18 protein-coding genes are annotated in these 18,994 nt (G+C 33.0%); 7 read left to right on the forward strand and 11 right to left on the reverse strand.

Annotation, left to right across the window (positions count from 1 at the left end):
- Nucleotides 1-202: 202 nt before the first annotated feature.
- From ACYSNX_RS11495 to ACYSNX_RS11530, 8 genes are all read right to left on the reverse strand, one after another.
- Nucleotides 203-2,380: a TonB-dependent receptor gene (locus tag ACYSNX_RS11495; RefSeq protein WP_461754814.1), complete on the reverse strand. Its 2,178-nt coding sequence runs from the start codon at nucleotides 2,378-2,380 to the stop codon at nucleotides 203-205.
- 250 nt (nucleotides 2,381-2,630) lie between these two features.
- Complete coding sequence (gene arfB / locus ACYSNX_RS11500) at nucleotides 2,631-3,029, reverse strand: alternative ribosome rescue aminoacyl-tRNA hydrolase ArfB (RefSeq protein WP_461754815.1); 399 nt, start codon at nucleotides 3,027-3,029, stop codon at nucleotides 2,631-2,633.
- Complete coding sequence (gene pnuC, locus ACYSNX_RS11505; RefSeq protein WP_461754816.1) at nucleotides 3,022-3,654, reverse strand: nicotinamide riboside transporter PnuC; 633 nt, start codon at nucleotides 3,652-3,654, stop codon at nucleotides 3,022-3,024. The genes arfB and pnuC overlap by 8 nt, the downstream gene beginning before the upstream one ends.
- Nucleotides 3,655-3,726: 72 nt before the next feature.
- Nucleotides 3,727-4,437 carry a Bax inhibitor-1/YccA family protein gene (locus tag ACYSNX_RS11510; protein WP_461754817.1) on the reverse strand — a complete coding sequence of 237 codons (711 nt, stop codon included), beginning with the start codon at nucleotides 4,435-4,437 and terminating at the stop codon, nucleotides 3,727-3,729.
- Nucleotides 4,438-4,482: 45 nt separating this feature from the next.
- A complete protein-coding gene (locus ACYSNX_RS11515; RefSeq protein WP_461754818.1) occupies nucleotides 4,483-5,037 on the reverse strand; it encodes a 4'-phosphopantetheinyl transferase family protein in 555 nt (184 codons plus the stop codon).
- A gap of 148 nt (nucleotides 5,038-5,185) precedes the next feature.
- Nucleotides 5,186-5,671, reverse strand: a complete 486-nt coding sequence (mscL, locus tag ACYSNX_RS11520; protein WP_461754819.1) for a large conductance mechanosensitive channel protein MscL — start codon at nucleotides 5,669-5,671, stop codon at nucleotides 5,186-5,188.
- Between the two features lie 45 nt (nucleotides 5,672-5,716).
- The gene (locus ACYSNX_RS11525; protein WP_461754820.1) at nucleotides 5,717-8,158 is read right to left on the reverse strand and encodes a bifunctional UDP-N-acetylmuramoyl-tripeptide:D-alanyl-D-alanine ligase/alanine racemase; all 2,442 of its coding nucleotides are present in this window, start codon (nucleotides 8,156-8,158) and stop codon (nucleotides 5,717-5,719) included.
- A gap of 78 nt (nucleotides 8,159-8,236) precedes the next feature.
- Nucleotides 8,237-8,599: a DsrE family protein gene (locus ACYSNX_RS11530; protein ID WP_461754821.1), complete on the reverse strand. Its 363-nt coding sequence runs from the start codon at nucleotides 8,597-8,599 to the stop codon at nucleotides 8,237-8,239.
- A 155-nt stretch (nucleotides 8,600-8,754) separates the two neighbouring features.
- Between ACYSNX_RS11530 and ACYSNX_RS11535 the strand changes: the two genes are divergently transcribed.
- The 6 genes from ACYSNX_RS11535 (at nucleotide 8,755) to trxA (ending at nucleotide 13,141) form a co-directional block, all read left to right on the forward strand.
- Nucleotides 8,755-9,315: a YeeE/YedE family protein gene (locus ACYSNX_RS11535; RefSeq protein ID WP_461754822.1), complete on the forward strand. Its 561-nt coding sequence runs from the start codon at nucleotides 8,755-8,757 to the stop codon at nucleotides 9,313-9,315.
- Between the two features lie 9 nt (nucleotides 9,316-9,324).
- The gene (locus tag ACYSNX_RS11540) at nucleotides 9,325-9,738 is read left to right on the forward strand and encodes a DUF6691 family protein (protein ID WP_461754823.1); all 414 of its coding nucleotides are present in this window, start codon (nucleotides 9,325-9,327) and stop codon (nucleotides 9,736-9,738) included.
- A 156-nt stretch (nucleotides 9,739-9,894) separates the two neighbouring features.
- Entirely contained in the window at nucleotides 9,895-10,530 is a 636-nt protein-coding gene (locus ACYSNX_RS11545) for a Crp/Fnr family transcriptional regulator (RefSeq protein WP_461754824.1), read from the forward strand.
- Nucleotides 10,531-10,533: 3 nt separating this feature from the next.
- Nucleotides 10,534-11,325 carry a sulfite exporter TauE/SafE family protein gene (locus tag ACYSNX_RS11550; protein WP_461754825.1) on the forward strand — a complete coding sequence of 264 codons (792 nt, stop codon included), beginning with the start codon at nucleotides 10,534-10,536 and terminating at the stop codon, nucleotides 11,323-11,325.
- A 69-nt stretch (nucleotides 11,326-11,394) separates the two neighbouring features.
- Nucleotides 11,395-12,825 carry an MBL fold metallo-hydrolase gene (locus tag ACYSNX_RS11555; RefSeq protein ID WP_461754826.1) on the forward strand — a complete coding sequence of 477 codons (1,431 nt, stop codon included), beginning with the start codon at nucleotides 11,395-11,397 and terminating at the stop codon, nucleotides 12,823-12,825.
- A 7-nt stretch (nucleotides 12,826-12,832) separates the two neighbouring features.
- A complete protein-coding gene (gene trxA, locus ACYSNX_RS11560) occupies nucleotides 12,833-13,141 on the forward strand; it encodes a thioredoxin (RefSeq protein WP_461754827.1) in 309 nt (102 codons plus the stop codon).
- A 61-nt stretch (nucleotides 13,142-13,202) separates the two neighbouring features.
- Here the strand turns inward: trxA and lepA are convergent, their stop codons facing one another.
- Nucleotides 13,203-14,999 carry a translation elongation factor 4 gene (lepA, locus tag ACYSNX_RS11565; protein ID WP_461754828.1) on the reverse strand — a complete coding sequence of 599 codons (1,797 nt, stop codon included), beginning with the start codon at nucleotides 14,997-14,999 and terminating at the stop codon, nucleotides 13,203-13,205.
- A 458-nt stretch (nucleotides 15,000-15,457) separates the two neighbouring features.
- Here lepA and dusB point away from each other — a divergent pair, with 458 nt between their 5' ends.
- Complete coding sequence (gene dusB, locus ACYSNX_RS11570) at nucleotides 15,458-16,450, forward strand: tRNA dihydrouridine synthase DusB (protein WP_461754829.1); 993 nt, start codon at nucleotides 15,458-15,460, stop codon at nucleotides 16,448-16,450.
- 145 nt (nucleotides 16,451-16,595) lie between these two features.
- Here dusB and ACYSNX_RS11575 read toward each other — a convergent pair whose 3' ends face one another.
- Nucleotides 16,596-17,423, reverse strand: coding sequence for a mechanosensitive ion channel family protein (locus ACYSNX_RS11575; RefSeq protein WP_461754830.1), 828 nt, complete (start codon nucleotides 17,421-17,423; stop codon nucleotides 16,596-16,598).
- A 19-nt stretch (nucleotides 17,424-17,442) separates the two neighbouring features.
- Nucleotides 17,443-18,642: a C1 family peptidase gene (locus ACYSNX_RS11580; RefSeq protein ID WP_461754831.1), complete on the reverse strand. Its 1,200-nt coding sequence runs from the start codon at nucleotides 18,640-18,642 to the stop codon at nucleotides 17,443-17,445.
- Between the last annotated feature and the right edge of the window lie 352 nt (nucleotides 18,643-18,994).

The raw sequence follows: 18,994 nt of genomic DNA on the forward strand, positions 1-18,994 counted from the left end.
TTAGAGTTCGGATTATTGGCAATCGCACAGAATATTAGAAAAAGAGTGGCATAAAATGCCTCTTTTTACACCAAAATACCGAAAATATATTTTTCCAATGTCTGAGCTTCGCATATTTAGAAAAATACCGAAAATCACACAGAAGTAAAATGCAAAAAAATAGGGCTGTCTCTTTTTCTTTAGAGACAGCCCCTTTTCTTATTTAAAACTTAAAGGTAACACCTGCTAAAATATTAAATTCCGCTTGCGGATAGTACCCAGCACCATCTATCATAGAGGTCCCATCAAAATCCGACCAATAATAACCATTTGAAATATATTTCACATTAAAAAGGTTGTTGGCCAATAAAGAGAACTCCACACTTTTAAGCCAAGAGTTTACATCCAATGTATAGCTGATATTTAAATCATTTACAAAATAAGAATTTAATTTAGAATTCTCATTCTCTAAATTAGACATATACTGTGAAGAAACATATCTAGTCAATAAAGAAACAGACATCCCTTTTAAAGGTAAATAGCTTAAAGTACTAGAGGCTATAAAATCTGGTGAAAAGGCAATTGCTGTATTACCAAAATCCTTTTGCTCTCCCAGCCATAAAGCCTTGTAATTTCTATTCCTATTTGTACTTAAACTAACACTTGGACTCCAAATTAGCTTGTCCACAATAAATAGATTTGCGTCCACTTCCAAGCCTAAACGGTAACTGCTACCACTATTAGCTCTTAAAGAGGCTCCAGTGTCGTTAAGTTCACCTGTTAAAACTAATTGATCTTTATAATTCATCAAGTAAGCGTTTACATTTACACTTGCTCTTTCACTTTTGAATCTCCATCCTAATTCATAATCATCTAATTTTTCTGCTTTAGGTTTACCTAGACCCTCATAGTCATTTCTACTTGGTTCCCTACTTGCTCTAGCATAAGAAAAGTAAAGTTGATTGTTAGAGTTGACATCATAGATAAGACCTGCCTTTGGATTGAAGAAACCAAAAGTGTCATCTACTAATCCAGTTTCTATAGCATTTGCTTTATAATGTACTTGGCGATATTGAAGATCCACATAAAGACTAAATTGCTCATTGAATTGGTAGTTTAATTTAGAGAAAAAACTCATATCTACTTTAGTAGATTCATTGCGGTAATATTCTTGATTATACATAAAATCAACTGGCTGCTTAACCCATAAAATATTACCATAATGATCACCTTGGTATTTATTTACTGCACCCCCCAAAATAAGGTTAACCTTATCTTTGGTATAATTCACGTTAAATACAGTTCCATAAAAATGGTTATTTAAGCTCTTTGTACGAATGATATCACTTCTACTAATTTGTTTATCCTCCACATTAACGATTGGTAAGCCATAGTTTTGTAATTTGTCATTCATCTTATAGTTCTCAAAATACCCATTTCCTTTTGTATAGTGTAAGGAAAGGTTACTTGACCAATTATCTGACCATTTTTCCGTCCAATGTAACTGATAATGGTCTTGCGTATAGTTATCCGTTTCATTATCGTAGAATTGCATTTTACCATCGTCATCAAAATACATACCTGATGTGTTAAATCGGCGTCCATACAGTTCCATTTGCTCTTTATCTACACCATTCCAAGCTTGGTATGTCTTTTGTTTACCTCCAAAAGTAATGGCTTTTAACAAAGTAGTATTACCAACATAAACCCCTTGTAAATAATAACTTTTCAAATCAGAACTTGCTCTATCCACATAACCATCAGATTTAATATCGGATAATCGTCCTGATATTTCGAACTTATTATCTATTAAACCACTACTAAGTTTAACGGTGTATTTATGAGTGTTATAACTACCAAAAGAAGTAGAAACCTCTCCTTTAGGATCATAGGAATAATTGTCTGTTTGAAGATTTAAGCTGGCCCCAAAAGCCGCCGCACCATTAGTAGAAGTCCCTACTCCCCTTTGCAACTGCAAGTTCTGTACAGAAGAGGTAAAATCTGGCATATTTACCCAAAATGACCCTTGAGATTCACTGTCATTGTAAGGAATTCCATTAAGGGTTACATTTACCCTTGTTGCATCACTACCTCTTACTCTAAAGCTAGAATAACCAACACCATTACCAGCATCTGTTGTAGTAACTACCGAGGTCATCATAGCCATCATTGTAGGAAGATCTTGCCCTAAGTTCTTGGTTGCTAATTGCTTTTTACTAAGATTCTCGAAAGCAACTGGGGTTTTATCAGTAGCTACAATAGCAGATAAAACGATTTCATCTAATACACTTTGAGTAATAGAGTCCTTTTGCTTGGTCAAATTGTCTTGGGCTAGAGCTACACTTGTTGCTCCTAAAGCCAAAACACACGCTAAAATCGGATGAATAATTTTGTTTTTCATTCGTAAAAAAATTACAAATAAAAGGGGCAATTATCTTTTTTAAAAATTAATAATTACACTTTTCCACAATAGAACTATAAGAACATAGTCTATATTGTTTCCCTTGGCAGCATTACCCGCCCAGGTTCTATGGGTATGATCTCAGCCCGATAGGGCACCCCTTTGAGATTTATGGCACAAAGTTACTCAGGAAAAGTTAATTTCAAAATCAAAGCAAAAAAATATTTTTTTACTCTTAAATTCTTCTAGCTTACCTGATTTTCTTTCTTAGTTCTTTCTTTTGAGAATTTCGAACTTTATTCTCTTTGCGTTTTATAAGTTTTGAATAGGGTATTTTAGTATCCTTTCGCGGTTTATCTTCCACTAAAGCTCCTTGAATAATTAACAGTAATCTATAAAAAGCAATCTCCTTATTTTTGATTTGACTTCTGGTCTTATCCGATTCTAAAACTAGTATCCCTTCTTTATTAATTCTACTAGATAGTTTACTTTTAACTAGGCTTTTTTGTTGTTCATTTAAAACTTTACTTTGTTCTATATCAAAGAACAACACCACTTTTGAAGATACTTTATTTACATGCTGACCCCCTGCTCCCCCACTTCTTACCGCTTTAAAAGACAATTCCTTATATAATAAATCTTTATCCATTTTGAATGTTTTTTTGTTGCTGATTTAATATTTTATACCACGAAATATAAGCTATAATTACCATAAAAGTAAAAATAATAAATTGGCAAGCAATTATCCCTAAACCTCTATAGGCATATAAGGGAATAGATATTAAATTACCGATTAACCATAGTACCCAATTTTCAATTTTCTTAAGTGCCATATAATACATTGCAGTAAAAAATATTCCAGAAGTAAATAAATCTACATAATTCACGAATTCTAATACAGGGTTAAATACTTGGTAAATGATATAAACGAATATAACCGTTATACAAAAAAGTCCAAGCCCTATTAGTTTTTCTCTACCATTAGTACGGCTAATTTGAACCAAATCAACCCTATTATTTTTTCTAGTCCACATATACCAGCCGTAAACACTCATAATGGAATAATATGCATTGAGAATCATATCTCCAAAGTAACCTGCTTTATAGAGCAAATACACCGATATAATAGTAGCGAGAATACCAGTTGGAAAAACCAATAAATTTTCTTTTTTAGCATACCAAACACTCAATATTCCAAAAACAAACACTATTATTTCAAGAATCAAGTCTACAATAGAGGTGTCCTTATAGGAACCGAAGAAAAACTCAAACATAACTTTCTTATATTTTATAAAAAAAGCCGTACTTATGTTAAGTACGGCTAGTATTAAATCGTTAATCTAGAATTAGTTATTTCTACTCATTAAAATACGTAGAATATACCAGAATAATAACATTAAAGAGGCAAATAAGCTCAATGATGCAGGTAAATACTGATCAGCAGAGAACTCATTTTTAATTTGCCATGTATTATATAAAATAGAACCTGAGGCTAATGCTACCATCGCAAAAGAGAACCATAATCCTAAGTTAAATCCAAATAACATACCAGCTACAATCACTCCTAATGCAAGGAAAAAACCGATTGTTAGAATAGAACGCAAGAAAGAAAAATCCGCATTAGACCCAAAAACAACTCCAGTTAACCCTCCAAAAAGAGCTAAGGTTAAAACTCCAGCTTGTACAATTAAAGACATATCCCCTGTCATATGCATTGCTACATATAAAATTGGTACAAAAATAAGTGCTTCAGCTAAAATATACAGTGCAAAACCAGCGTATTGCTGTGGTTTATTAGCAGTTTTATAAACTAAACTCTGAGCAAACCAAGTTACAGCCATAAATCCACCAATTAATAGTAACCAAGCAAAATTTCCTTGCCCTAATAAACTAAGCATTGCATTTACAACCACAGGAGTATTTAATAGTATAGCTTCAAAAAGTATAAATACTAAAACACCTCCAGCTAAATTAGCATAGGTCTTTTTATAAAACTGAGCCTTTACAATATCAGACTCATTTGCTACGGGCGTTGCATACCCTAAATTATTTTCCATTTTCATTTTTTATCTTTTTACTTTTCACAAAAATAACAATTAATTTTAATTTTCCGCTTTTTTTTCAAAGGCGTAAACCAACATAAAATCCTGTAAGTCTTCCTTATAATACTGGAATTCGCACTCAAACTCATCTTTACTTACCCAAGAATCTCCTTTTAAGTCAACTTCCATATGGTCCTTAAAACTAAGGCTTCTACTTTTACACATCTTGAACATAGCTTCTTTAGCACACCATATTTGGGTAAGTGCTTCAATGGAATCTTTTTCTTTAGTAACAGCATCTAGCTCCTGTATATTGCAAAACTTAGTAGAGATTTTTATAATTTTATCTCTTTTCTTCTCAATATCAATACCAACGTTTTGTTGACTAATTATTATTGCGGCAAACTCAAAGGAATGCGTTATAGAGATATAAGAAGAATCTTGTAAATAAGGACGCCCACATGATTCATAAGCCAAATCTAAATCCGTATAACCAGCATGTTTCAATAAGTGGCGAACACTAAGAAATCCTCTTTGGTGTATACTAGACTTCATACTATTAACTCTATCTAAACTACTTTCCTTTAGCTCAATCCCATCTAGGAGTTGATCCATAGTTTCTTCTATTTTCCAAATCAGTACTTTACTGTGGGGGGTTAGGATGGTTTTAAATAAAGGCATATATTAAATTTAATAAAACTATGGCAAACATACTATAAAAATAAAAGCCACATCAATGATGTGGCTTTTATTGTATTGGTAATTATTGTTTGTTTTTTAACAAATCTCTAATTTGCTCTAAAAGTTCCTCTTGTGTTGGACCTTTTGGTTGCTCTGGAGTTACCACTTCTTCCTGTGCAGCCTCTTCAGCTTCTTTCTTCTGCAATAGTTTACTTTCTGCTTCACGAAGTTTATTCACTCCTTTTACTAAAATAAATACTACTAAAGCTAATAATAAGAAACTAATTACTTCAGTAATAAAATTACCATAAGCGAAGATAACAGCTCCATCTACTGCTCTAGCGTCTACTAAAGTTGCCCCAGCAGTTACAGCATCTCTACCTTTTAATACAACGTAAAGGTTAGAGAAATCAGGTGTTCCAATAATAGCAGATACTAATGGCATAATTACATCATTAACAGCACTAGTAACAATTTTACCAAAAGCACCACCAATGATCACCCCTACTGCAAGGTCCATTACATTCCCCTTAACAGCGAATTCCTTAAATTCCTTAATAAATCCCATAACTTTTATTTTTTTTCATATTTGTACTGCAAAAATATAACTAATTTACTCTTCAAAAAATATTCTTTTTACTCTTTGCGCTATGCTAGTTAAAATTTCATAGGCAATAGTGTTAATTGTCTTGGCTATATAGGTGACTGGAAGCTCTTTCCCAAAAATAATAACTGTGTCACCTTGGTTACATGGAATATCTGTCACATCTACCATTAGCATATCCATACAAATCGATCCTACTATAGTAGCTTTTTGGTTATTGATAATAACATAGCCTTTTTCATTACCCCAAGAACGGTGTATACCATCGGCATATCCAATTGGAATAGTAGCGATACGTACCTTTTGCCTAGTTCGATACATACGGCCATAACCTATACTTTGATCTTCATCCAAAGTTTTAATTTGCATTATCTTGGTTTTTAAGGTACTTACATTTTGTAATTGCTCCATTTCTTTTGGATCATTTCCCACTCCGTAAAGACCTATACCTATTCTAACCATATCCAATTGATATTCTGGAAAATTATAAATACCAGAGGTATTTAAAATGTGTCTTATTGGTTTAATACCTAGACTTTGAGATAGAAACAAACTATCTTTTTCAAAAGTTTTAATTTGATCGAGTGTAAAATCTCTATACTCTGGCATATCACTACTAGATAAATGAGAAAAAATGCTTTTTACCTCCACAATATTTGTCTTTTGAAGTACATCTATTAATTCTGGAATTTCATGGGTTAAAAATCCATGACGATGCATTCCTGTATCTAGCTTAATATGAATCGGATATTGAAATGCATTTTTAGACCTAGCTATTTTTAAAAAAGCTTTCAACTCATGGACACTATATATTTCAGGTTCTAAATCATAAGCTAACATAGCATTAAAGGAACTCTGTTCGGGGTTCATTACCATGATCTTAGTCTTCACCCCTGACTTTCTTAATTCAATTCCTTCATCGGTATAAGCAACACCTAGATAATCTACCTTCTCATGGGATAAAAGCTTTGCTATTTCATAACTACCATTACCATAACCAAAGGCTTTTACCATTACCATAATCTTTGTATTACTGGATAACTTAGATCGATAAAAATTCAGATTATGTCGTATAGCAGTTAAATTAACCTCTAATACTGTTTCATGTGTCTTTTTTTCTAGTAAAGCCACAATCTTATCGAAGCGAAATGCTCTTGCTCCTTTAATTAATATGGTCTCTTGTTGAAAGTCTTCCAAGGAAACCTTTGCTAGAAACTCATCAGTAGATTCAAAAAGCCATGTATTTGGTAGAGAAAATAAGTGCTTACTTATTTGTGGACCAATACCAATTAAACGGGTAACCTTATTGTCTTTCAAGAGTTGATTTACTAAAGTATAAACCGTCTTATTGTCATAACCGTTTTTGATTATATCCGATAAAATAACCGTTTTCTGTCCACTAGATTTATGTTTCTCCATAAAATCTAGACCTATCACTAATGAAGCATATTCTGCATTATATACATCTTCAATTAAGGTACAAGAATTAGAACCGTTTAAAAGTTGCAATCTTAATTCTACAGGGAAAAGTAAAGGGATTCTCTCTTGTATGCTCAAGATAGTGTACCCTAAATGGAGCATTGTTAGTATACACAAGAGAATATTGTCAATATCTTCTACGGAACTAAATGGCAAATCCACAAAAAAGGTAGTCCCATCTTTACATTCTAGCTCTAACTTATTACTTTTCACTTCAGCAAATAACCATGCTGAGCTATCAGTTAAACTATAGGTTAAATATTTTTTACCCCCTAGTAACTTGTCCAATTTAGGATCTTGCTTAGCAAGTATTATATCACTGTTTTTAAAAAGTAATAATTTCTCTTTAAGTTTTTGCTCTTCGCTTGTAAATCCCTCTTGATGTTCATTGGTTATATTGGTTAAAATACCAATGGTTGGTTGGATAATCTTTTGAAGATTTTCCATCTCTTTTACTTGGGAAATACCAGCTTCGAAAATAGCAAGATTATGATGGGATTCCATGTACAAAACAGACAATGGAACCCCTGTTTGAGAATTGTAACTTTTAGGACTCTTAATAATATTAAATTGATCTTCTAAGAGAAAGTTCAACCATTCTTTTACTACGGTTTTCCCTTTACTTCCGGTGATACCAATTACAGGATAACTAAATTTCCCTCTATGGAATTGGGCAAACTTTTGCAATGCGTTTAAGGTATTGCTTACCATAAAAAACACCACTCCTTTAGGAGGTGACATCTTATAAGTAGTAGATACAACAAAATACCTAACTCCCTTTTGAATTAATTGCTCAATAAACAAATGTCCATCGTGGTTTTGTCCTTCTAAAGCGAAGAATAAGGTGTTTTTATTGTGTATAAGACTCCTACTATCTACTGAAATAGTATCTACCACAATTTGGTCTTCAGAACCAATTCCATTGGCTTTAGCATCTAAATATTGGCAAAACGAAGAAACATCTATTATCATGAAAAGTATTTTTTTAAAAAACTTAGATTACAAAATTAATTAGTTTTTTAATCAATCAATCGAAACACCTACAAAATGTTATAAATTACATTTGATATAAGCCCAACCATCTTCCTGTCGTTCAATAATTGTCACTAGACCTGACTTGACAAACTCTACTCCTTGAATAATATTTTCCTTAGATATTTTGCGAGCCTCAAGTGTATTTTCGCATGCATAAAAAACAATACCTCTTTTCATTACATTCCCTAGGGATTCTCCTACCATCGTTTTGTTTACTAATAGCATATCTATACCTGGCCCGTGTACCACAACATTAATTTCTACTTCATCCTCCCAATGCTTCTTCACATTGTTTACGTAGGTTAACAAGGCTTTTTGCTCTAAAATAGTGTTAGTATTAAACTGAAATACAACTTTATGTTTTTTATTCTGATTCATTTTTGTCTTTTATTGGTTTTAATAGAAGCTAAAACTACTAAATAACTATCAACTTCTTAAGGATTAAGAAAAATACTTTCCCCAATGTAGCACATGTTACTTAGATTCTAGGAAAAAATAAGGAAATTTGCCATTTAATTCTTAATCTATTTAATATGAACTGGATATATGAACCTTGGCCATGGTATATTGGAGGGATTTTCATAGCAACTACTTTGATTTTGTTATTACTAATGGGAAAATCTTTTGGCTTTTCTTCTAATTTACGAACCATGTGCTCTATGATGGGGGCGGGAGAAACTTCTGATTTTTTTAAAATAGACTGGAAAGCACAGTCTTGGAATTTATTGTTTTTAGTGGGAACAATTATCGGAGGTTTTATAAGTTATCACTACCTAAGTATAGACCAAAGTCCTGTACCTATCTCCCAAACTACGATACAAAAATTAGAATCCCTTGGATTTTCTGATCCTGGTTCCACTTATGTCCCACAAGAATTATTTTCCTCTGAGGCTTGGCAGGACCCTAAATCCATTATAATTTTACTTATTTCCGGGCTTTTAGTAGGTTTTGGATCTAGATATGCAGGTGGATGTACTTCTGGACATGCTATCTCTGGGTTGAGTAATTTTCAACTGCCATCGCTTATCGCAGTTATAGGCTTCTTTATTGGTGGCTTAATTATGGTACATCTACTATTTCCTTTAATCTTTTAAACCTAAAAAATGAAAAAAACAGCATATCTCTTATTGGGAATTTTCTTTGGAATAGGAATGTTTAAATCTGGAGCAGCATCTTGGTACAGAATTTATGAAATGTTTCAATTTGAAAGTTTTCATATGTATGGAATTATAGGAACAGCATTAAGTATATCTGTAATTGCTACACTTATAATAAAAAAATACAAAGTAAAAGACTTTAGTAATAACCCTATTGTATTTCACCCTAAAACCAAAAGTATTCCAAGATATCTATTAGGAGGTATTCTTTTTGGATTAGGATGGGCATTAGCTGGGGCTTGTCCAGGGCCGATGTTTGCATTATTAGGAGCAGGATTCTCTCCTATACTTATCGCAATTATTGGTGCTTTACTAGGTACATGGCTATATGGCTTAATTCAAAAAAAATTACCACATTAATAGAGTGTTTTTAAACCTGCTAAAAAAATAACACATCAAGTTTTCTCTTTTAAAAACACTTTTTTTAATTCTCTCCGATCATTTCCTTATTTACATAGGTTGTCTTTATCAATCAAATAAGTTAATTTAGGAGCCTTAACTTAAGCAAGAATAATAATGCAAGATACTATTGTCAAAAACTTCAAAGATGTTTTCGAAGCAGATTTATTACAAGAACTCTCCCAAATAGCTATCCATAAGGAATTCGATGAAAATGAAACTCTTATGGATATAGGTCAATATATCCAATATATTCCAATATTGATATCCGGAGCAATTAAAATCATTCGAGAAGACCAAAAAGAAGGAGAGATAGTGTTATACTATATCGAAAAAGGAGATACTTGCGCTATGACTCTAACTTGTTGTCTTGGCCAAAAGCAAAGTCAAATTAGATCTATAGTAGAAAAAGCAGGCAGCATGATACTTGTTCCTGTTAATAAAATGGATGAATGGTTAGTTAAATATAAAAGCTGGAGAAATTTTGTTCTCAACAGCTACAATAACCGTATGCATGAACTATTAGGAGCAATAGACTCCCTGGCTTTTATGAATATGGAAGAAAGACTACTTAAGCTATTAAATGAAAAGGCTAACATCTATAAGAGTAACAGAATTAACAACACTCATCAAGAATTAGCAGAAGAACTCAATACTTCTAGAGTAGTTATTTCTAGAGTATTAAAAACATTAGAAAATAAAAACATCATTCGTTTGAATAGAAAATATATCGAAATAACATCTAATTTATAAAATATGGATACAACCTCAATTTTAGCCTATTTCTGCGCTTTATTAATAGGCGTATCTTTAGGTTTAATAGGCAGTGGTGGATCCATCTTAACTCTTCCTGTCTTAGTTTATTTACTAAAGATAGAGCCCTTTATTGCAACAAGCTATTCTTTATTTATAGTTGGAAGCACTACTACAATAGGTGCTATAAAAAACATTTATCAAAACAATGTCAACTATAAAGCCGTGGTATGGTTTGGAATTCCTTCCGTCTTAAGTGTCTACTTAACTAGGGTAGTATTATTGCCTTTAATTCCAACAGAGTTTGATATCTTAGGCATTATGGTACAAAAAAACACCTTAGTGATGTTTGCTTTTGCTGTGGTAATGCTATTTGCTGCACTAAAAATGATTAGCTCAAAACCAGTTGATCAAAGTAAAGCATCCAATGGCTCCTATTTAAAGCTTATTTTCCAAGGGGCTTTAATTGGAATGATAGCTGCAAGCGTTGGAGCCGGAGGCGGATTTTTAATTATTCCTATTTTGGTATTTTCTTTAAAGCTTCCTATGAAAATGGCCATTGGTACCTCCTTATCTATTATTACAATACAATCTCTTGTAGGTTTTCTATCCGATCTACAAATAGCAATGATGCAGTGGGATATCTTAATAAGCTTTAGCCTACTATCTATCCTAGGAATATTACTAGGGATGTATTTGACCCGATTTTTAAAAGACAGCCAACTAAAAACTGGATTCGGTTATTTTGTATTAACCATGTCTTTTTTCATACTGATTAATGAGTTGTTTTTATAGTATGTAAACAAAGTTACTTTACAATCCAAAACATCTTCTTATTTTTACAAAAACGATAAAAGAAATAAAATGAAAATAGAACAAATTTATACAGGATGTCTAGCTCAAGGAGCCTATTACATTGAAAGTAATGGTGAAGTAGCCATTATAGACCCTTTAAGAGAAGTTCAACAATATATTGATAAAGCTCAAAAGGATAATGCAAAGATTAAATATATTTTTGAAACGCATTTCCATGCAGATTTTGTTAGTGGACACGTTACTTTATCAGAACTAACAGGTGCCCCTATTATCTATGGACCTAACGCTAACCCAACATTTAAAGCACATATTGCAAAAGACAATGAAGTATTTCACTTAGGAGATATCACCATTACAGCTTTACACACTCCAGGACATACTATGGAGAGTACTACTTATTTACTAAAAAATGAAAAAGCAGAGGATGTTGCCATATTTACTGGAGATACTTTGTTTCTAGGAGATGTTGGGAGACCAGATTTAGCTCAAAAAGCAGCAAATTTAACCCAAGAAGAACTTGCTGGAACCCTGTTTGAAAGTTTAAGAAATAAAATTATGCCTTTAGCAGATCACCTAACAGTATACCCTGCGCATGGGGCTGGTTCTGCTTGTGGAAAAAACTTGAGTAAAGAAACTATTGGTACTTTAGGAGAGCAAAAGAAAACTAATTACGCATTACGCTCAGATATGAGCAAAGAGGAGTTTATTAAGGAAGTAACTGATGGGTTATTACCTCCACCTGCATATTTCCCATTGAATGTGAAGTTAAATAAGGAAGGTTACCAAAACGTTCAAACTATTATCGATAATAATAAAGCCTTTACTCCTAGTGAATTTAAAGAAGCAGTGGAAGCCAATAACGCACTTATCTTAGATGTAAGAAGCGCATCTGACTTTGCCAAATCACATATCCCAGGTTCTATCTTTATTGGATTAGATGGACAATTTGCACCATGGGTTGGAGCTCTAATAAAAGATATTGCTCAACCTATTTTATTAGTATGTCCACAAGGAAGAGAACAAGAAACTATTACAAGATTGTCTAGAGTAGGCTATGATAATACCCTAGGATACTTAAAAGATGGATTGGCCCTTTGGATAGAAGAAGGTAATCAAACAGATAGTGTAGCGCAAGTAGATGCAAATACATTAGCTGAAAAAACCCTTACTGAACCATTGCCAATTTTTGATGTACGTAAGCCAGGAGAATATAATACTGCAAGATTAGACTATACGGATCTACATCATACACCACTTGACTTCTTAAATGATTACATAGAGCAATTTCCAACATCTGAACCATTTTACATTCATTGTGCAGGTGGATACCGTTCGTTAATTGCAGCATCTATTCTAAAGGCTAGAGGTTTTCACAATATGATAGATGTAATTGGTGGATTTGGAGCTATTAAAAATACTTCTATGCCATTGAGTAACACACCTTGCCCAAGTACAATTTCTTGTAGTTCAACAAAATAATTAAATTATGGAATCTTTTGATAAATTAATCCAGAGTGACAAGTTAGTTCTTGTTGACTTCTTTGCTACTTGGTGTGGGCCTTGCAAAATGCTTGCACCCGTGCTAGAGCAATTAAAAAGACAAATCGGTGACAGTATTACGATTATCAAAATAGATATAGATAAGAATACTGTATTAACCACTTTTTATTCCACAAAATACCAAATGAGAGGTGTCCCTACTTTGATGCTTTTTCAAAAAGGTAAATTACTTTGGAAACAATCTGGATATATGGATTTACAGACTTTGAGTAATCATATCGAACCATTTAAATAAAAAATAGGCTTCCCAGTTTTGGGAAGCCTATTTTTTTATATAAAGTCTTAGTAAACTAAGTCTAATCATTTAATTTTAAAACAGCCATAAATGCCTCTTGTGGAATTTCAACGTTACCAATTTGACGCATACGTTTTTTACCTGCTTTTTGCTTTTCTAAAAGCTTACGTTTACGCGAAATATCTCCACCGTAACATTTAGCAGTAACATCCTTACGAAGTGCCTTTACTGTTTCACGAGCAATTACTTTCACTCCAATAGCAGCTTGAATAGGAATATCAAATTGTTGACGAGGTATTAATTCTTTTAATTTCTCACACATTTTCTTTCCAATACTATATGCATTATCCGCGTGCATCAATGCCGATAAAGCATCCACAACGTTTGCATTTAGCATTACATCGACCTTCACTAAGTTAGAAGTTCTCATTCCTATTGGTGAGTAGTCAAAAGAAGCATATCCTTTTGATACAGTTTTTAAGCGGTCGTAGAAGTCAAATACAATCTCTGCTAAAGGCATATCGAAAGTTAATTCAACTCTTTCCTCTGTAAGATAAGTTTGATTTGTAATCAAACCACGTTTGTCTATACACAAACTCATGACCTGTCCTACGAAGTCTGATTTAGTAATGATAGTAGCTTTGATATATGGCTCCTCAACTCTATCTAGTTTTGAAGGCTCTGGTAAGTCAGATGGGTTGTTTACAATAATTGCAGTCTCAGGATCCTTCTTAGTATAAGCGTGGTAAGAAACGTTAGGTACTGTAGTAATTACAGTCATATTAAACTCTCTTTCTAAACGCTCTTGGATAATTTCCATGTGCAGCATTCCTAAGAATCCACAACGGAATCCAAATCCTAATGCAGCTGAACTCTCTGCTGTAAACACTAAAGAAGCATCATTAAGCTGTAGCTTTTCCATAGAATTACGAAGTTCTTCGTAATCTTCTGTGTCTACAGGATAAATTCCAGCAAAAACCATAGGTTTTACATTCTCGAAACCAGCAATCATATGTGAAGTCGGCTCCTTAGCATCTGTTATAGTATCTCCTACTTTAACCTCTTTAGCTTCTTTAATTCCACTAATTAAATATCCTACATCCCCAGTCAAAATCTCTTTCTTAGGAACTTGATTCAATTTCAATGTACCAATTTCATCTGCAAAATATTCTTTTCCAGTAGCTAAGAACTTAATTTTTTGTCCTTTAGTAATCTTTCCATTAATTACTCTAAAAATTACCTCAATCCCACGGAAAGGGTTATAAACAGAGTCGAAAATCAAAGCTTGTAACGGCTCATCTGGATTACCTTTTGGAGCAGGTACTCTTTCTATAATAGCTTTCAAAATATCAGGAACACCTAAACCAGTCTTTCCAGAAGCTGGAATAATTTCCTCGTAATCACATCCTAAAAGATCTACAATATCATCACTAACCTCTTCAGGGTTTGCACTAGGTAAATCCACTTTATTTAATACAGGGATAATAACTAAATCATTTTCTAATGCTAAATATAAGTTCGAAATAGTCTGAGCTTGGATACTTTGCGCAGCATCTACAATAAGTAATGCACCTTCACAAGCAGCAATAGATCTAGAAACTTCATAAGAAAAATCTACGTGCCCTGGAGTATCAATTAAGTTTAAGGTATATTTTTCGCCTTCATATTCATAATCCATTTGAATAGCATGGGACTTAATGGTAATACCACGTTCACGCTCCAAATCCATACTATCTAAAAGCTGACTTTGTTGCTCACGCGCAGTAACTGTCTGTGTTGCATCTAATAATCGATCCGCCAAAGTACTTTTACCATGGTCGATATGGGCAATAATACAAAAGTTTCTAATGTTCTTCATTCGTAGTTATATCAATGTTTAAATTAATGATTCACTTGATTTTAAAGCCTAAACATAAAAACCAGGTTTATCATCATCAAGGTAGATAGATTTTCTTATTTCACAAAGAAATAATAGTAGCCTATATTTTGCAAATATACTTCAAAGTTTCAACAATTGACCTTTTTAAATGCCGTTATATACAAATAAAAACTAGAAAAACTCCTAGTAAATAAACAAATTCGCCTGATTATAGGTTTACTAAGCAGAAAAAATAATCCTAGTAGGAGGCAAGCCATAGATATTGAATACCAAAACATAGTAAACCTAAGCACTTTAATCCATAAAAAAGCACAACGCCAATAACATGCAAACTAAAAAAGAAGTGTTAAAAACGGCTAGATAAAGACTAACAATACACCAAAATTAAGTTCACTAGCAAAAAAATCGTACTTTTGCAGCAAATTTAGCAAACAGATATGATTAAAATCGGTAATATAGAACTTCCTGATCATCCGCTACTTCTTGCGCCAATGGAAGATGTAAGTGATCCACCATTCCGTCGTTTATGTAAACAGCACGGGGCAGATCTTATGTATTCTGAATTTATTTCCTCTGAAGGTCTAATTAGAGATGCGATGAAGAGCAGAATGAAGCTGGACATTTTTGATTACGAAAGACCAATCGGAATTCAAATTTTTGGTGGAGATGAAGAAGCAATGGGTCTCTCAGCGAAAATAGTTGAAACAGTTAGACCTGACTTAGTTGATATAAACTATGGATGCCCTGTAAAAAAAGTGGTATCTAAAGGAGCCGGAGCTGGTGTTTTAAAAGACATTGACTTAATGGTTAAGTTAACTAAAGCAGTTATTGATAGTACAAACTTACCAGTTACAGTAAAAACGCGGCTTGGTTGGGATGACGATTCTATAAATATAGATGAAGTAGCCGAAAGGCTTCAAGATATAGGTGTACAAGCCTTAACTATACATGCTAGAACTAGATGTCAAATGTATAAAGGTTGTGCAGATTGGACGCATATTGAAAGAATTAAAAAGAATCCTCGAATTAAGATTCCTATTTTCGGAAACGGAGATATAGATTCCCCTCAAAAAGCTCTAGAATACAAAGAAAGATATGGCTTAGATGGAATGATGATTGGAAGAGCAGCTATTGGTTACCCTTGGATTTTCAATGAAATCAAGCATTATTTCGAAACAGGTGAATTACTTGCTCCACCTACTATTCAAGATAGGTTAGATGCAGCCAAAAATCACTTAATTTGGTCTATGGAATGGAAAGGAGAAAGACTAGGAATAGTTGAAATGCGAAGACATTACACTAATTACTTCAAAGGAATCCATGGTTTTAAACCACACAGAATGAAATTAGTAACCACAGATGACCCAACGGAATTATTAAATTTATTTGACCAAATTGCAGATGAATATCACAATTATATCATAGAGTAAAAAAGGCTTATCTCATAATAGTTACTTTGCTAGGATTCAAGAGTATTTTATAGGTATATCTCTGTTTCCATTACACTAGATAAAATATATTATTTAATAGAAAAAAAGAGGTTGTTTTTAATGATAAAAACAACCTCTTTTTTTCTTATTTTGTCTGATCTCTCAAAATATGAAGTTCTCTTTGTGGAAAAGGGATATTGATATTTCCATTGTCTAAAGCTATTTTCACATCTTGCTGAACTCTATAAACAGTATTCCAGTAATCTGCTTTATTTGTCCAGATTCTAACGTTTAACTCTACAGAACTATCTGCTAGGTTAGTTACAAATACTAAAGGAGCAGGGTCCTTTAAAACACTTACATCTTTAGCTAAAGCTGCTTTGATTATATCTTGTGCATCTTTAATATTACATTCATAACCAATACCTACAATAAAATCATAACGTCTTGAAGTAATTTCAGAATAATTAGTAACAACTGTATTTGCTAATGGTCCATTTGGACTTATTATTCTCAGTCCCGTTGCACTTGTCAAAGTAGTATATAGTAAATCTATTTTCTCTACCGTTCCTTCAGGTCCACCATTAGCTCCAATATAGTCTCCAACTTTAAATGGCTTAAAAAGTAAAATTAATACTCCACCTGCAAAGTTAGTTAAACTTCCTTGCAGACCTAAACCTATAGCCAAACCTGCAGAAGCAAACATAGCAGTAAAAATAGTGGTCTGTATACCCATTGTAGATGCTACAGTAATAAGAAGTAAAAAATATAAGACTACTCTTATCGAACTTAACAAAAATCCCCTCAATGATTTTTCTAGTTGTCTTTTCTCGAAACGTCTAGATATTACACCCAATAGTACCTTTACAGCATACAATCCTGCAAAAAGCAATACCAATGAGATAGCTATACGAGGTATAGCTGAAAAGATAGCATCTACAAGAATACTAATACCACTTGTCAATTTTTCCATAGCAATTTTTATTTATTTGTTATACTTTCAATTTCTTGGCAATATCTTTGGGAAGACCATCTTTGTGCAATAAAATATCCGTTGTCTTATACTTAACAAACTCTTTACTCATATACATATAACCTTTATAGTCATTTGTATCTCCCCAAGAATTTTTTATGATATAATACTCTTTCCCATTTTGATCTTTGGCTATTCCAACAATGTGCATACCATGATCATCAGTGGTAGTATAGTTATCAAAAGCTATTTGACGTTCTTCTTGTGTTACTTCTCTTTCTTTTTGAGGCCCATCAAAAAGAGTCTTTCTTTCTTGCTCACTCATTTTATCCCAGTCTTTCTCTGGAACAAAACTTACTCCATTTTTCCATGAAAAATATTTTTCACTTACATCTCCTGCCCATGCTACGGTAAAGCCATTATGAACTGCATGATCAATAATTTTTGTTAGATCATTCATCGGCACATTATATACTTGATCAAAAGACCAGTTATCCGGTACTAATAAAACGAATTTTTCATACCATGGGTAGTTTAAATCTGAGCCAATTTCTACATAATCATCCGCATTTATTCCTATTACTTGGTCAGCAAAAGTTCTAGGCGTATACTCTTTGCCTTCCCAAGTAAAAGTCTCAGGTGCCTCACCTAAATAAGCGTCAATTACTCCTGTATATGCCTTTTCCCAGTTTGGTGTAAGCTTTCCATTTGGATTAGAAATTACTGCTTTTAAAACTCCTTGTTGAATAGCAGCCATTTCTCCAAATCTATTAATATCTGTGCCATAATTTAAACCATCATATACACTTTGAGGTACAGCACCATATTTTTTATACATATTCAATACATCATGAAATGCACCACCATCTCCTAGTGTTACTGCTCCATGCATACGAACGAAAATTTTACCTTTTTCGATATAGGAATTTCTAGCTGTAAAAATTTGCGAAATTTCTACAGGCCTTTTACCCATGCGAACCATTTCAGATTCAATGAATGAATTTCCTGAGTAACTCCAACATGTCCCTGAAGACCCTTGGTTTTTTATACTAGTGGCTTCAATATCTACAACAGGAGTAAATTCATATAATTCTTTACTGTTATCACTAGCATTATATTTTAATGCGTTTACTAAATTATCCTGTCCATAAGAATAATTAACTGAACTTCCGCTTAACAAAACTGCTAAGACACAAGCTTTTAAATAATTGTTTTTCATAAATAGTATTTGGTTAGTAGCGTAAAGATAAAAAAAGGTTATTAAAATCCCTGTACTTTTCTAGTAATAGTGAAAAATAGCTTTCAATACCAAAGAGGTGGATTGCTCTACCGGGCTGTATCCGAAGGAAACAGATATTTCAATACAGTAAAACAAATTTTTTAATAGTTAGAGCTAATAGAATAGGAGGCTGAAGATTATTTCTTCAGCCGACCTTTCACACCACCCGGCATACGGTTCCGTACCAAGGCGGTTCTTAACTTTACGATACTTTTAAGTAGATGTCATTTAGAGATGGATAACCTGCTCGTCTTAGTACTTGCTTATTTAATGTAGTATGGAGGACAAAACT

Source organism: Myroides sp. LJL115 (assembly GCF_054871665.1).

What these genes read in the sequence shown, in the direction of transcription:
- ACYSNX_RS11550 (WP_461754825.1), top strand. Translation starts at nt 10,534, where the DNA reads ATGGATACAACCTCAATTTTAGCCTATTTCTGCGCTTTATTAATAGGC.
- arfB (WP_461754815.1), bottom strand. Translation starts at nt 3,029, where the DNA reads ATGGATAAAGATTTATTATATAAGGAATTGTCTTTTAAAGCGGTAAGA.
- ACYSNX_RS11545 (WP_461754824.1), top strand. Translation starts at nt 9,895, where the DNA reads ATGCAAGATACTATTGTCAAAAACTTCAAAGATGTTTTCGAAGCAGAT.
- ACYSNX_RS11530 (WP_461754821.1), bottom strand. Translation starts at nt 8,599, where the DNA reads ATGAATCAGAATAAAAAACATAAAGTTGTATTTCAGTTTAATACTAAC.
- trxA (WP_461754827.1), top strand. Translation starts at nt 12,833, where the DNA reads ATGGAATCTTTTGATAAATTAATCCAGAGTGACAAGTTAGTTCTTGTT.
- ACYSNX_RS11575 (WP_461754830.1), bottom strand. Translation starts at nt 17,423, where the DNA reads ATGGAAAAATTGACAAGTGGTATTAGTATTCTTGTAGATGCTATCTTT.
- ACYSNX_RS11495 (WP_461754814.1), bottom strand. Translation starts at nt 2,380, where the DNA reads ATGAAAAACAAAATTATTCATCCGATTTTAGCGTGTGTTTTGGCTTTA.
- ACYSNX_RS11510 (WP_461754817.1), bottom strand. Translation starts at nt 4,437, where the DNA reads ATGGAAAATAATTTAGGGTATGCAACGCCCGTAGCAAATGAGTCTGAT.
- ACYSNX_RS11540 (WP_461754823.1), top strand. Translation starts at nt 9,325, where the DNA reads ATGAAAAAAACAGCATATCTCTTATTGGGAATTTTCTTTGGAATAGGA.
- ACYSNX_RS11580 (WP_461754831.1), bottom strand. Translation starts at nt 18,642, where the DNA reads ATGAAAAACAATTATTTAAAAGCTTGTGTCTTAGCAGTTTTGTTAAGC.
- ACYSNX_RS11515 (WP_461754818.1), bottom strand. Translation starts at nt 5,037, where the DNA reads ATGGATCAACTCCTAGATGGGATTGAGCTAAAGGAAAGTAGTTTAGAT.
- ACYSNX_RS11535 (WP_461754822.1), top strand. Translation starts at nt 8,755, where the DNA reads ATGAACTGGATATATGAACCTTGGCCATGGTATATTGGAGGGATTTTC.
- lepA (WP_461754828.1), bottom strand. Translation starts at nt 14,999, where the DNA reads ATGAAGAACATTAGAAACTTTTGTATTATTGCCCATATCGACCATGGT.
- ACYSNX_RS11525 (WP_461754820.1), bottom strand. Translation starts at nt 8,158, where the DNA reads ATGATAATAGATGTTTCTTCGTTTTGCCAATATTTAGATGCTAAAGCC.
- dusB (WP_461754829.1), top strand. Translation starts at nt 15,458, where the DNA reads ATGATTAAAATCGGTAATATAGAACTTCCTGATCATCCGCTACTTCTT.
- ACYSNX_RS11555 (WP_461754826.1), top strand. Translation starts at nt 11,395, where the DNA reads ATGAAAATAGAACAAATTTATACAGGATGTCTAGCTCAAGGAGCCTAT.
- pnuC (WP_461754816.1), bottom strand. Translation starts at nt 3,654, where the DNA reads ATGTTTGAGTTTTTCTTCGGTTCCTATAAGGACACCTCTATTGTAGAC.
- mscL (WP_461754819.1), bottom strand. Translation starts at nt 5,671, where the DNA reads ATGGGATTTATTAAGGAATTTAAGGAATTCGCTGTTAAGGGGAATGTA.